This is a genomic window from Paraburkholderia phymatum STM815, assembly GCF_000020045.1.
Classification (GTDB): Bacteria; Pseudomonadota; Gammaproteobacteria; order Burkholderiales; family Burkholderiaceae; genus Paraburkholderia; species Paraburkholderia phymatum.
In genome coordinates this window covers 1,478,410-1,492,089 of sequence record NC_010625.1, presented here as the reverse complement: position 1 = coordinate 1,492,089, position 13,680 = coordinate 1,478,410, and the positions used below count along the sequence as shown (strand labels likewise).

Annotated in this window: 10 protein-coding genes; all 10 read left to right on the top strand. The window is 59.5% G+C overall.

The features are described 5' to 3' along the window. Nucleotides 1–34: 34 nt before the first annotated feature. The 10 genes from BPHY_RS34135 to BPHY_RS34090 all read left to right on the top strand — a co-directional run bounded on the left by BPHY_RS34135 (nucleotide 35) and on the right by BPHY_RS34090 (nucleotide 13,583). On the top strand, nucleotides 35–1,087 hold the full coding sequence (locus tag BPHY_RS34135) for a GlxA family transcriptional regulator (protein ID WP_012406031.1): 1,053 nt from the start codon (nucleotides 35–37) through the stop codon (nucleotides 1,085–1,087). Nucleotides 1,088–1,150: 63 nt separating this feature from the next. After that, nucleotides 1,151–1,561, top strand: coding sequence for a cupin domain-containing protein (locus BPHY_RS34130; protein ID WP_012406030.1), 411 nt, complete (start codon nucleotides 1,151–1,153; stop codon nucleotides 1,559–1,561). A gap of 22 nt (nucleotides 1,562–1,583) precedes the next feature. Further along, nucleotides 1,584–2,732 carry a branched-chain amino acid ABC transporter substrate-binding protein gene (locus BPHY_RS34125; protein ID WP_012406029.1) on the top strand — a complete coding sequence of 383 codons (1,149 nt, stop codon included), beginning with the start codon at nucleotides 1,584–1,586 and terminating at the stop codon, nucleotides 2,730–2,732. A 34-nt stretch (nucleotides 2,733–2,766) separates the two neighbouring features. Continuing rightward, nucleotides 2,767–3,690 (top strand): LysR substrate-binding domain-containing protein, encoded by a 924-nt coding sequence (locus BPHY_RS34120; RefSeq protein ID WP_012406028.1) that lies wholly within the window; start codon nucleotides 2,767–2,769, stop codon nucleotides 3,688–3,690. Between the two features lie 118 nt (nucleotides 3,691–3,808). Then, entirely contained in the window at nucleotides 3,809–5,065 is a 1,257-nt protein-coding gene (locus BPHY_RS34115) for an aromatic ring-hydroxylating oxygenase subunit alpha (RefSeq protein ID WP_012406027.1), read from the top strand. Between the two features lie 14 nt (nucleotides 5,066–5,079). Next, nucleotides 5,080–6,225, top strand: a complete 1,146-nt coding sequence (locus BPHY_RS34110) for a hybrid-cluster NAD(P)-dependent oxidoreductase (protein ID WP_012406026.1) — start codon at nucleotides 5,080–5,082, stop codon at nucleotides 6,223–6,225. A 294-nt stretch (nucleotides 6,226–6,519) separates the two neighbouring features. Further along, the gene (locus tag BPHY_RS43530; RefSeq protein WP_052306223.1) at nucleotides 6,520–7,017 is read left to right on the top strand and encodes a M24 family metallopeptidase; all 498 of its coding nucleotides are present in this window, start codon (nucleotides 6,520–6,522) and stop codon (nucleotides 7,015–7,017) included. A gap of 2,163 nt (nucleotides 7,018–9,180) precedes the next feature. Continuing rightward, nucleotides 9,181–10,191, top strand: coding sequence for an alpha/beta hydrolase (locus BPHY_RS34100; RefSeq protein WP_012406025.1), 1,011 nt, complete (start codon nucleotides 9,181–9,183; stop codon nucleotides 10,189–10,191). A 949-nt stretch (nucleotides 10,192–11,140) separates the two neighbouring features. Further along, nucleotides 11,141–12,433: an MFS transporter gene (locus BPHY_RS34095; protein ID WP_012406024.1), complete on the top strand. Its 1,293-nt coding sequence runs from the start codon at nucleotides 11,141–11,143 to the stop codon at nucleotides 12,431–12,433. Nucleotides 12,434–12,560: 127 nt separating this feature from the next. Beyond that, entirely contained in the window at nucleotides 12,561–13,583 is a 1,023-nt protein-coding gene (locus tag BPHY_RS34090) for a zinc-dependent alcohol dehydrogenase family protein (protein WP_012406023.1), read from the top strand. Nucleotides 13,584–13,680 lie beyond the last annotated feature (97 nt).

Below are 13,680 nucleotides of genomic sequence, written 5' to 3'. Positions count from 1 at the left end.
GCACGCGTCCCACAGCATCGATGCAGGCAGCACCATGTCGAGCGACACACTTCATTTCAAAGCGGGCACTTCGGCCAATTCAGCGACATCGCGGCCATTGCGCTTTGGCATCGTGCTGTTGCCGAACTTCACGCTGACGGCGTTCTCCGGTTTCGTCGATCTGCTCAGGCTCGCCAGCGACGAAGGCGACATGAGCCGGCCCGTGCGCTGTTCGTGGACTATCGTTGGCGAATCGCTGGTGCCCGTTAGGGCGAGTTGCGGCATTCAGGTCGCGCCGTGGACGACCTTCGACGAAGCGGGCGAGTTCGATTATGTCGTGGTGGTGGGCGGCCTGTTGCACTCGGGGCCGTCGGCGAGTCGCGCCACGCTCCAGTTCATCCAGCACGCGGCGACGACGCCCGCAACGCTGGTTGGCATCTGCACGGGCGTATTCGCGTTGATGCGCGCCGACGTGATGGACGGCTATCGCATCTGCGTGAGCTGGTTTCACTATTGGGATTTCGTCGAGCGCTTTCCGGGCGTCGATGAACGCAATCTGGTTGCGGACCGGCTGTTCGTGATCGACCGGCGGCGTATTACCTGTTCGGGCGGACGCGCGTCGATCGATGTCGCCGCGGCGATACTGCTGCGCCATGTCGAGGCGACCATCGTGCAGAAGGCGCTGCGCATCATGCTGGTCGACGACGCACAAAAGGGTAACGCGCCGCAGCCACATCCACCGGGACTCGAACCGGCAACGCATCCGAAGGTGCGCCGCGCGATCCTGCTGATGGAGCAGCACATCGGCCAGCCGTTGAGCCTCGCCGACCTTGCGCAGCGGCTGGAGATGTCGGTCAGGCAACTGGAGCGTCTGTTCGCCGCAGAGACGGGCAAGTCGCCGCATGCGTATGGCCGGCAGATCCGCATCCGGATGGCGTCGTGGCTGCTGACGAGTTCGGACCGCACGGTCGCGGATATCGCGACGTCTTGCGGCTTTTCCGACGCTTCGCATCTTGGCCGCGAGTTCAGGAAGGAATTCGGCGAATCGCCCGTCGCGTATCGCGTGGCGCGTCCGCAAAGCCATGCATCGGCATTGGCTGCAGGCTGACGGGTCCAACGCAACGTACAGACAACGCTCACGACAGGAACCACACGACAGGAACCACACGACATGACCACCGCACAGCTACGCGATGAAATGGTGCTCTTCGGGCTGAACGTCAACGGCCCGCGCCGCTGGTACTCGATCGACGAACGCGACTGGCGGCCGATGAAGATCGGCGAGACCGCGCTGCCCGGCTTTTTCTGGATTCCCGTCGCCGAAGACGAATGCGGCGCGTGGACCAGCTACTGGATGCGTCTGGAGCCAGGTGCGCGCTCGCTGGCGCACCGGCACGACTCGACGGAACTGATCCTGATACTCGATGGCGTATTCACGGACGACGACGGCACCGATTTCCTTCCCGGACAAACGGTGTGCTACGCGGCGGGCTCGCGGCATAGCACGTCGTCGGCGCAAGGATGCACGGTGCTGGTCGTCGCGCATAGCGGCTCGACGGTTGTCTCTCGCGAGCAGGGCTGAGGTTCGCAACAGGAGTGAAATCATGTCTCACATCTCACGCAGATCTTGTATCGCCACGCTGACGGCGCTGGCGTTGGCGCTGGCCAGTCATGCGGGCTTCGCGCAGCAGGTCGTGAAGATCGGCGTATCCGCGCCGTTGACAGGCCTCGGCGCGCCCAACGGCAAGGACATCGAGAACGGCGTGCGGCTCGCCGTCGAGGAAGCGAACACGCAGCACATCAAGCTGGGTGGACAGGACGTCACCTTCGAACTCGATTCCGTCGACGATCAGGGCGACCCGCGCGTGGGCGTGCAGGTCGCGCAGAAACTGGTCGACGACGGCGTCGTGGCTGTGGTCGGCTACTACAACTCCGGCGTCGCGTTGCCCTCGTCGCCGATCTTCGCCAAAGCGGGCATTCCGCTGATCGATCCCGCCGCGACCAATCCCGCCATTACGCGGCAAGGGCTGAAGAACGTGTTCCGCATCATTGCCACCGATGCGCAGAACTCCGGCAGCGCGGGCAAGTACGCCGTCACGGTGACGAAGGCGCAGCGCATCGCCGTGATGGACGACCGCACGGCGTTCGGCCAGGGCGCGGTGGACGAATTCAAGAAGGCGGTCGTGGCGGCGGGCGGCCAGATTGTCGCGGCGGAATACACGCAGGACAAGGCCGTCGAATTCAATGCGCAGCTCACGAACATCAAGGCCGCCAACGCCGATCTGCTGTACTTCGGCGGCCTCGACAATCAGGCGGCGCTGCTGACCAAGCGCATGAGGCAGCTTGGCATGCGCGCGCAATTCGTCGGCAGCGGCGGCATTGCCGACAGCATCTTCATCAGAGTGGCGGGCAGCGCGGCGGAAGGCGCGATGGCGTGGGAGTATGGACGGCCCGTCGAGTCCTTGCCGCGCGGCAAGGCATTCGCTGAGAAGTTCAAGAAGCGCTTCGGCGCGGACACGCTGACCTACGCGCCATTCGCGTATGACTGCGCGTGGGTGGCGATCCACGCGATGCGGCAGGCGAACTCCGCGAAGCCCGACGTGTTCATGCCCGCGCTGCGCGCGACGCAGTACGACGGCATCACGGGCAAGATCGAGTTCGACGCATACGGCGATCTCAAGCATCCGACCTCGACGCTGTATCAGGTGAAGAACGGCAAATGGGTGCCCGTGACGACGGTCAGCGCCGAATAGGTGGAACCATGAAGGACCGGACTCGAGCGTCGACATGAAACCGCCCATTGCAGGGAAAGGCTACCGCCGGCTCATTCCGTCGATGACGGCGCTAGTGGAGTTCGAATCGGTTGCCCGGTTTGGCAGCTTTACCGTGGCGGCGAATGAGCTTGGCGTCACACAGGCGGCCGTCAGCCGGCAGGTCAAATTCCTCGAGGACACGCTCGGTGTTCGCCTCTTTCATCGACTCCATCGTTCCATCGAGCTGACGGAAGAAGGGGAGGCGCTCTATCTGGTCGTCGCCGAATCGATGCAGAAAATCGCGGGCGTGTTCGACCGGCTCGCCAGCGGACCGCTGCAGCAGGAGCTGGTGCTGGCGGCGACATCGGCGTTTTCGCATTTCCGGCTGCTGCCGCGTCTTGCATCGCTCAAGCATGCGCACCCGAACCTTCAGCTGCGCCTGTCCACGCAGATGTTCACTGCCGACCTGCGGCATAAGGAGATCGACGTCGCCGTGCGCTTCGGCGACGGTAGATGGGGCGACGGCACGGCGAGCCTGCTGTTCGACGAAGAGGTGTTTCCCGTGTGCTCGCCCGAGTGGGTGAAATCGCGCGGCATGCCCACATCGTTGCAGGACGTCGCGAACGAAGCGCTGATCGAATCGGATTCCACCTCGGAAGGCTGGATGGGGTGGGAGGAATGGTTCGGCGCCGTGGGCCTGCGCGCGCTGCGCCTGAACTTCGCGCTGCGCTGCAGTTTGTACACGGACGCAATTCAGGCGGCGCGCTACGGCCAGGGCATCGCGCTCGGCTGGGGAAGGCTGGTCCACGATCTGGTCGATGCGGGGGAACTGGTGAGGCTGCCCGTCGCATCGCTCAAAACCAACGATGCGTACTTCATCGTCGTGCCGCATGGGCGGACTGTCACGCCCGCCATCCACGGTCTGATCGACTGGCTGCGCAACGATACGCTCGCATAATCCAAAGTCATGCGAGGCCGAAAATAAAGCGCGTTGACGCAGTTTTTCGTCAATCCAATACTGGGTTCATCGCGGGAACAATCGAAGTTCCAGCATCCCCTGAACGTTGGAGAAGACGATGTCCGAGGTACAACGCAAAACGCATGGCGACCTGATTCGCAGCCGTCGCTCCGGTCATGGCATGCCTGGAGAGCTGTTCGGGCGCCAGGATGTGTTCGAGACCGATCTCGATGTCTTCTTTCACCGGCACTGGATACTCGCCGGCGTCACGGCAGATGTTCCCGAGCCGGGCGACGTCAGCGTCGTCGATATCGGCAACGCGTCGATCATCATCGTGCGTGATGATGACGAGAACGTCCGCACCTACCGGAACGTGTGCCGCCATCGCGGCGCACGTCTGAAGGAGCCGGGCAAGTCGACGGTCGGCATGCTGGTTTGCCCGTATCACCAGTGGACTTACGATCTCGACGGCAGCCTGCGGCACGCATCGCACATGGGCAAGGACTTCGATGCCACGTGCCGCAGCCTGCTGCCTGTGCATACGAAGATTATCGGCACGCATATTTTCGTGTGTCTCGCCGACGATCCGCCCTCAGACATCGCGAGGCTCGAAGCAACGATGACGCCGCGTTTCGCGCCGTATGACCTGCAGAACACGAAGATTGCGTTCGAGCAGGAAATCATTGAAAACGGTAACTGGAAACTCGTGATCGAAAATAACCGCGAGTGTTATCACTGCGCGGGCACGCATCCGGAATTGACCGCGTCTTTTCTACCCGAGGACTTTGGCTTTTGTCCTGACAATCTCAGTGAAGAATCACTGCGCGCGCTCGAAGCCTACAAGGCGCGCAACGCAGCATGTCAGGCGAGTTGGGAGCGGGACGGCTTCACGAGTGCTGCCGTCGAATGGCTCGACGAAGATGCCGTCACGCAGTTCAGGACGCAACAACTGGTGATTGCGGGCAACGGCGAGTCGCAAACGCTCAGCACGCAGGTGGCGAGCAGGCGGCTGTTCGGCAATCTGCAGCGCCGTGATCTCGGCGATACGCATCTCTGGACGCATAACTCATGGACCCATGTGATGAGCGATCATGCGGTGATCAGCTACATCATTCCGCTTGCACCGGACAAGACGCTGGTGCGCTCGAAGTGGCTCGTGCATGCCGATGCCGTTGAAGGCGTCGACTATCAGGTGCCGGACCTGACGGAAGTGTGGATCGCGACCAACACGCAGGACAAGCACCTGGTCGAAATCACGCATGAAGGGACGCAGGACCCAGCCTATACGCCGGGCACGTTCTCGCCGTTCACGGAAACCTACGTGGATCAGTTTTCGCGCTGGTACGCAGCGCGTTTGCGCGCCCACGGCATCTGAAGAAGGTCATGGACATGAATGCCATCGAACGGACAGCCGCCGCGATGCTGGATGCACCGGACCGGTTCGCGGATACCGCCTTCTGGGAGCGCGGCGGCGTGCCGTGGCCGAGCAACGAGCGGCAGACGTTGACCTGCTGCCGTGTCATCGACGAAACGTGTGATGTGAAGAGCTTCGAGTTTCGCACCGGCGAAGGCCTGCCCGTGTGCTTCGAGCCGGGGCAGTTTTTGACGGTATCGGCGAACGTGAAAGGGCAGGCGGTCGAGCGCTGCTACACGATCTCGTCGCCGCCGACGCGCCCCTGGCTGCTGTCGATCACGGTCAAGCGCGTGCCGGGCGGCATGATGTCGAACTGGCTCCACGACAACATGAAGCCGGGAAACCCGCTGCTCGCCTATGGACCTTCCGGCGCTTTCACGCCGACGGGTTCGCGCGCGGCGAAGTCGCTGTATCTGTCGGCGGGGTCTGGCGTGACGCCGCTGATGTCGATGACGCGTGCAAGCGTCGATCTCGGTCTCGATCGCGATATCGCGTTCGTGCACAGCGCGAGAACGCCCGCCGATATTATCTTTCGCGATGAAATGAAGCGGCTCGCGCGGCTGTCCCCGCGTCTTCGCCTGTTCTTCATTTGCGAAGGCGTTGGCGACGCGGCCGCGTGGACGGGCGAGACGGGCGAGACGGGCCGGCTCAGTCTGCCGCTACTGGCGAGATGGATTCCCGACTTCGCCGAGCGCGAGGTTTACACCTGTGGGCCTGCGGGTTACATGAGCGCCGTGCGGGCGCTACTTCGCGAAGGCGGTCACGACCCGGCACGCTATCACCAGGAAAGTTTCGACATTGGCGCCGATGCTGGCGCCGTGCAGCCGGCCGCACAGGCTACGGACGCCGTGAGCCAGCAGACGTACACGGTCAGGCTGTCCCGGTCCGGCAGAGCGTTCACGATGAACGCGACGGAAACGGTGCTCGCCGCCGCGAAAAAAGCGGGCGTGGCCGTGCCTTCGTCATGCAGCCAGGGCGTGTGCGGCACCTGCAAGACGAAACTGCTCGAAGGCAGCGTCGACATGCAACACAACGGCGGCATACGTGACAGGGAAGTCGTCAAAGGGCTGAGACTGCTGTGTTGCAGCCGTCCTACGTCCGATCTGGTGCTGGAGCTTTGACACACGCATGGAGTGATTGGATGACCGCTTCGGACGTCAGGGACTACCGCCTGCACCGCGTGCAGGAGCAGTTACAAAAGGCGGGTTGTCCCGCGATCCTCCTTTATGACCCCGTCAATATCCGCTACGCGACGGATACGTCGAACATGCAGATATGGACGGGCTCGCCATGCATGCGTTCGATGCCTTTCTCGCATGCGCGGATTGACTGCTGCATTAGCGCATCACCTCGCCCGGCGATTTGATGCCACGCCTGCTCGCTTCTGGCGAGCGGACCAATCCGTGGATGCACGAATGTGTTCCGCACGCGTATTGCAGCAGGGGGAACTCCTCGCGTTCGACACCGATATGGTCGGGCCAATCGGCTATTGCGCCGATATCTCCCGGACCTGGACGGTCGGGCATGTCCGGCCGACGGACGAACAGCGCAAGCTATATGAAGCAGCGTATTCGCAAGTGCATTTCAACATGGATCTGCTGAGTCCCGGCATGACGTTTCGCGAGTTCTCGGAGAAGGCGTGGAAGATCCCCGACGTGTATCTGAAGAACCGGTATAGCTGCATCGCGCACGGCATCGGCATGGTGGACGAATATCCGTCTGTCGCACATCAGGTGGACTGGGCGAGTGGCGGCTATGGCGGACGTTTCGAAGCGGGCATGACGCTCTGTGTCGAAAGTTATATCGGCGCCGACGGTGGGGCGCAGGGAGTTAAACTGGAACAGCAGGTCGTGCTGACGGAAAACGGCTGTATGCCGCTGACGTCGTCCGCGTTTGAAACGGACTGGCTGTGAGGCAAGCGCGTCATGCGGACGAGTCTTGGCGCACGTGGGAAAGCAACGGCGGTTCTCTTCACTGGCGCGCGAAGTACTCAGCGACATAACGCGCATGTCGCCCATATCGCGCCATTCGCGGGAACGCCCTGCTGGACGAGCAGCATCAGGCTGGCCGTGCTCGTGTACTTGACGTCGCTCTTCAAAGGTTGTGTCGCGAGGTTTGCTCTCCACGGACTCTCGTAGTGGATGCGGCGCTCGAACTCACTCTGTTGATGCGCACTCGCTCTTACTTACAGAACGACGGGGGAGCCTGCCCCCGGATGTCCGCTTTTCCCCTTTGAACGGACTTTTGAATGGGTGGCTGCCGAACGTCTCATTCGGGTCGGCTGCTGCCCCAGGGCGGGTCGTCTTGTCACGCACCGGCGCCCAACTCAAACTTCGTTTTCTTTCAATCCCGGGGACACTCACGATTTTCGTTTTCCCGGTCTCGCGTAAAGCCCCCCGTCTCGCCAGTTGGGGTTCCCTACAATCTCGTAACAGCGTGCATGTAGGGAAACGGAGCAGGAGGGTGCCTGCTTGGATCAGAACGCGCTCGATTGCGCGAAGGCAGCTTCGGTGATAGCTTGCGCGTCAGCGGAAAAGTGATCCTCACTGGCGGGCGCGTATGCCATCGGTGACCTGTACGATGCCAACTCGCATTGACTGTAAGGACGATTCGCCGGTTTCTCGTGAAGAAGATGGAAGCATCCCGCGAGGAGTTGCAGGCGCCTGAAGAGTTCTGACCTGCAAATGGCAGCGAATGTCCGTCGTTTGCAACTGGAAGTTTCCTCTGGCACCAAGGTTTTGGGCCGTGAGCGCGAACCCTTATATTTGAAAGCGACTATCCGCGACCCATCTTATTTCAAAAAGTTCCTAGGAAAAATCTCTGTGAGCCGCTGATAGTTTTCAATCTGGCCATCGGTCACCGGTTAATCCGGCTACTAGAACAGGACCAATTGGACCCACGGCGTGTTATACCTGTCTTGTCACACGTCGACTGCGCGCAAAGCCACCGGCGTTAGGGCCGCCTCTTCCAACTGAAGAGCTTCGGTGGTGACCGCTAGTGCGGACGGGTTGGGACCGGTGGCGTGCTAGAGAAATCCGTACCACGGGGATGGGTCCTGAGATAACGGACGCGCTGGCGAAGCTAGAGGCGCGGGACCTGAAAATAGTCTGGCGGAGCTATTGCAGTAAGCGATAGTGGAAGGACCCTTGGCTTTGGCCCCGGGGCCATCGGCTATTCCTTTGATATGCTTGATCAAGCATATCTACGCTATACCCTAAGGGAGAATATGTTTGCTAAAGCATATGCTCAATCTTTTGGGCGATACGCGCGCGCACGTTTTGCTTCTTTGCTTACCAGGAGAGGCGTTGTGGAGGCGAACTTTTTCGAGTGGTGTGGGAGCCGGGCGCGTGCGCCCTGGTAAGCGGTTTTGCACTGCTGAGTATTGACCTCTTATGTTCGGGCCGCAGCACGTGTCTGCTACGCGTCGGAGCCGCGTTCCTTACTTTTGGGGGGCGTGTTGTTCCTGTCCGCCTTGTGCGTAGACAAGCATCGTGGTTATCGTCTGCAGCAACATGCTGCCCCCGATCTGCGGACAACGATTCTCGTCGCCCCCGTGACGGGAGCGCAACCGGTCGTTGCCCCTCGTTGCTGTCATCTTTTTTGCTGTGAGCGGACTACGTGTCTTTAGGCATCTCGGCTATTCGGAGCATTGGATGAGGAGCGGCAAATCTGGGAGCACATCGACCGTTTCGAACTAGCAGACGAAGTCGATGGAAGGGGGCTTTTTAAGCGTCTGCTCAGTATGCAGCTTTCGCTCCGCCGCCCGCCAATCTTTCACCCCAGTGGACCAACCAAGATGATGGTTGTCGATCTTGGATGCCAAGCGGGTCGTCGCTGTTCGCGATGAGCGTCTTTCCGCTAACCGCTTAGTTCGTAAATAGCGATCGCAATGCTATTGATGAACGATCTTCATAGGTCCTAGCTGGGCCTGCTACTTAATCGTATCGACAGGTTACTGTAAAGTTCGGTCGTGGAAGCGGGCTTGCACCGCGTGCGCTCAACGTGCGCATGCTGTCGTATCCCGGCAAGTCGACCCGGCAGGCTGCACTCATCCAATCAGTAATAAGGAATACTAGGTGAATAAGATATTAGCGTTTCTAACTTTTGTTTTTCTCGCTTTATCGGCTTCGGCCGCAGACATGTCCAACGGAGCAGACAATTTCTACAAAAGCGACAGAGTGGTCAGTCAGAAAGTTACCTTTAAAAACCAGTATGAAATGAAAGTCGTTGGGAACCTCTACATTCCCAAGGGCCTTGATCGCAACACGAAGCACCCGGCGATTGTTGTCGGCCATCCGATGGGTGCTGTCAAGGAACAGAGTGCTAACCTTTACGCTCAGAAGTTGGCTGACCAGGGCTTCGTTACCCTGTCGTTGGATCTCTCGTTCTGGGGCGAAAGCGAGGGGCGACCGCGTAACGCTGTATCACCCGACATCTACGCAGAGGATTTCAGCGCGGCCGTGGACTTCCTCGGGACCCGGCCGTTCGCCGATCGAGACCGCATTGGCGTACTCGGAATCTGCGGAAGCGGAAGCTTCGTCATCAGCGCAGCGAAGATTGATCCACGGATGAAGGCGATAGCGACGGTCAGCATGTACGACATGGGCGCTGCCAACCGCAATGGCCTCAAACACTCCGTGACGCTGGACCAGCGAAAGAAGGTCCTCGACGATGCGGCACAGCAGCGCTATGCAGAGTTTGCAGGCGGCCCGGCCAGATACACCAGTGGAACTCCGGAAAAACTGGACGAGAATTCGAACTCCATCGAACGGGAATTCTACGACTTCTACCGTACGCCAAGAGGTTCTAGCCCGAACACGACAACTCATCCGACGCTCACCAGTAATGTAAAGTTTATGAACTTCTATCCGTTCACGGACATTGAGACGATCTCGCCTCGCCCAATGCTATTCATTACGGGTGCAAACGCTCATTCGAGAGAGTTCAGCGAAGAAGCATACAAACTGGCTGGCGAACCGAAGGAACTGGTGGTCGTCCCGAATGCGGGCCACGTCGATCTTTACGACCGCGTCGGTCTCATTCCATTCGCAAAGTTGACCGCGTTCTTCCGCGATAACCTGAAGTGATCTGGGCAGAAATCCGATGCTGAAAACCACCCGTCTTAAAGCGGGTGGTTTTTGTTTTCTGCCACGATGCATGCGAACTCGATGGCTCCGATTGCGCGCTGGAGTTGACTTTCGCATGGCAGGCGACAGCGGTCCTGGCAAGTACTCCTGACGAGGTAGCCGTAACAAATCGCTCCGGACTTTTGCGACGACTTTCGCAGTTACTGAGCCCGAACGGTGGCAGCGATGTCGGCGTAAGTCGTCGTGCGAGATTCTGTGTTGTTCGCTCAGCAGTCAAGGTTGCCTATCCCCTCTGGTTGGCTACTGTCGGCGCGCTCTGCGCATCCCAGCCCCACAGTCTGCTCGCAGACTTCGGGTTTCTACGTATTGGAACGGAGAATTTTTCACCCCTACGGGGTGGAATCGGTTAGCTTAGCTTACGCAAAAAGAAGAATAATCAACTGTACGCAGCCGAGCTCACGGCGCAAACTAACCTTACAAGATGGCCATTAGCCGAATAAGTAGGGAGACGACGTTCTATCAATCTGTCCACTCCAACTCCGCGATGCTGGCGCGACCCGTTCTACGCGGAGGCAGCGCTGTGGACACGAATCACTGCACCAACGCATTTCCCCTAGGCGGCGACGTATCGGAAAGGCTTACGGATTCACGGGAGCGCGTGGGAGAGCGGCGGTCGTTTCATTCGCCAGTAACAGGCGGATTCTTGTTCGTTCCTGATGGACTCTTCGGCAGCGGCATACCGCAGCTTGGATGAATTAATGAGGCGCACCCAGGGAGAATGCAACAGAGCTTCCCTGTGCGTTGCAATGCTGAGCTTCGATGCGAGTGACTAGTGAGACGGTCTTACAGGGGACTTCGGATGAGTAATAGAGTAAATGCTGGCGCGCGACTCGATCGCCTCCCAATCGGACCTTTCCATACGCGTGTCCTATGGTTAGTCGGATTGGGTATGTTCTTTGACTCATTCGACAACACGCTGTCGAGTTCGGTTCTAGCTGCGATGCTCAAGAGTGGTTGGTCGACGCTGCAGATGAATTCCATTTTCATGTCTGCCACGTTTATCGGCTTGACGATTGGCGCCGCGCTTGCAGGTTGGTTGAGTGACAAATTTGGGCGCCGGTTTGCGTACCAGTTCAACCTCGCAATTTTCGGCGGAATGGCACTTTTGTCCTCCCTTGCCCCGTCAATGCCCTGGCTCATCGCGGCGCGCTTCATTATGGGGATTGGGATGGGAGCGGAATATGTCATGGGCTACGGGCTCATTATTGAGTTCGTACCGCCGTCGCATCGCGGCAGATACTTGGGGAAGTTGGCGCTGATCGGAGGCTCGGGCGTGTTCGTAACAGCGGTCGTCGCTACCTTCATCATTCCAAGGATCGGTTGGCGCCCGATGTTTGTGATTGGTGGCATCGGCACCCTTTGGGTCTGGTGGATGCGCCGTCATCTTCCCGAGTCGCCTCGTTGGTTGGAACGCGTGGGGCGCCATGCGGAAGCAGAACAGATCATGCAGGCAATCGAGAGAGACGCGGGCGTCACCGCACCGCTTCCCTCCGCAGCGCAAGCGGCACCCAAGGAGCCGCACTGGGTGCCGCTCTCTACGCTCTTCTCGCGAACGGTAATTCGACGTACTTTGCTTGCGATTGTCGTCAACGTGGTCTGTCTGTTTGGATCGTATAGCCTCACCGGCTGGATGCCTACGTTCTTTATCAAACAAGGCATGAGCGTTACCCACTCGCTGGGTTTCAGTGCGGCAATGATGGGTGGCTGGATCGCAGGACCGCTGTTCCTCTCCTATGTCTCTGACCGGATGGGCCGGCGTACCGCAATCATGTTGTTTGCTGCTATTTGCGCGTGTCTCGGAGCGGTCTACCCGTTCCTCACATCGGCAACAACCATCGTCTTGTGTGGCTTCCTGCTTGTATCGGCCGTGGCGATTTTCCTGACGCTCGGATTGGGCATGACGCCCGAAATGTTCCCAACGGAATATAGGTTCCGCGGCGGTGGTGTGGCGCAGATGTTTGGGAGGCTTGGGCTCATCGGTTCGCCGTTCATCGTGCTCGAGCTTTTCAATAACTTCGGAATCACCGGTGTTGTGTTTGCAATCTCGGGCGCCTACATCGTCATTGCGATCCTGATCATGGTTGCGGGTATCGAAACCAACCAGCAGTCGCTTGAGGCACTGGAGCCTGAAGAGATATCTGACGCGGAGGGCGTGCTGCCGCAAACCGCGCCACGACGATAAACATCGAAGGACGTCGGCAGTTGATGTGCCGAAGAGGGGCGCCCGCGAGGGCGCCGACATTGCTTGCTTGTGCCTGTCGAAGCGCGGTTCGCAATCGATGGATTAACACAGAAGAGGAAATTCGGAGATGCGCGGTATTGTGTTTCGCGGTGACTGTACTCTCGAACTCGCAACGTTCCCTGACCCCACTCCCGGCGTCGGGGAAGTTGTACTTGAAATCAAGGCTTCCGGCATGTGCGGAAGCGATCTCCACTTTTACCGTCGTCCGGCCGGTTCATCGGTTCCTCCGGTCATCGCCGGGCATGAGCCGTGCGGCATAGTGGTCGCGGTCGGTCCGGGTACAGTCGGGCCGCACGCGCACGTGGGTGCACGTGTGATGGTGCATCACTACAGCGGTTGCATGGGTTGTCCGGATTGCCGTTCGGGATGGCCGCAGATGTGCCGAACCGCACCCATTACGGTTTATGGAACTGACGCTCACGGCGGGCATGCGCCCTTCATGAAAGTTCCTGCCGATACACTGGTGCCGTTGGATGAACGGCTCAGCTTTGAAGCAGGCGCGGCCATTTCGTGTGGAACCGGCACAGCGTGGGGCGCATTCGAACGGATCGGACTGACCGGACGTGACACCCTCGCAGTGTTTGGGCAAGGGCCGGTAGGTCTATCAGCAACGATGCTAGCTAAGGCACAAGGGGCTCGTGTCATCGCGCTTGATATCGATGAAAGTCGTCGCAAAACAGCGAAAGAATTCGGCGCCGACGCGGTGATCAACCCGCTCGATGGGTCGGTTGCAGAGGCGATTCGGGATTTGACGGGAGGAAAAGGCGCAAGCGTTTCCGTGGAGACTTCGGGTGCCGCGGCGGCAAATCGGGACGCCCTTGATTCAGTCAGTCCTTGGGGCACTGTTTGTCTGGTGGGTATCGGCTCGGAATTCAGCCTGACGCTGGCCAAGTACCTACGCACTCAGGTGCGAATTTTGACATCGTGGACGATGTCCGTACAAGGGCAGCGCGCATGTGCTGACTTCGTGGTCGAGCGTGGCCTTAATCTTGACGCACTGTTCACCGACCGTTGGCGTCTCGACCAGGCAGAGCAAGCTTATCAAGCCTTTAACCGTCAAAGCGGCGGGAAAGGCGTTTTCTTGATGTAAAGCTACGTTGCTTCACGGAATCAGGACCAGGGAACCAGATGAGCACTACGAGAGCAGAAGCGGCCAAACGATATCCGGAACTAGGCCAACTCATTGC

Excerpts from the sequence above, each read along its gene's own strand:
- BPHY_RS43530 (WP_052306223.1), top strand. The coding sequence starts at position 6,520 with ATGTGTTCCGCACGCGTATTGCAGCAGGGGGAACTCCTCGCGTTCGAC.
- BPHY_RS34130 (WP_012406030.1), top strand. The coding sequence starts at position 1,151 with ATGACCACCGCACAGCTACGCGATGAAATGGTGCTCTTCGGGCTGAAC.
- BPHY_RS34095 (WP_012406024.1), top strand. The coding sequence starts at position 11,141 with ATGTTCTTTGACTCATTCGACAACACGCTGTCGAGTTCGGTTCTAGCT.
- BPHY_RS34110 (WP_012406026.1), top strand. The coding sequence starts at position 5,080 with ATGAATGCCATCGAACGGACAGCCGCCGCGATGCTGGATGCACCGGAC.
- BPHY_RS34115 (WP_012406027.1), top strand. The coding sequence starts at position 3,809 with ATGTCCGAGGTACAACGCAAAACGCATGGCGACCTGATTCGCAGCCGT.
- BPHY_RS34125 (WP_012406029.1), top strand. The coding sequence starts at position 1,584 with ATGTCTCACATCTCACGCAGATCTTGTATCGCCACGCTGACGGCGCTG.
- BPHY_RS34120 (WP_012406028.1), top strand. The coding sequence starts at position 2,767 with ATGAAACCGCCCATTGCAGGGAAAGGCTACCGCCGGCTCATTCCGTCG.
- BPHY_RS34090 (WP_012406023.1), top strand. The coding sequence starts at position 12,561 with ATGCGCGGTATTGTGTTTCGCGGTGACTGTACTCTCGAACTCGCAACG.
- BPHY_RS34135 (WP_012406031.1), top strand. The coding sequence starts at position 35 with ATGTCGAGCGACACACTTCATTTCAAAGCGGGCACTTCGGCCAATTCA.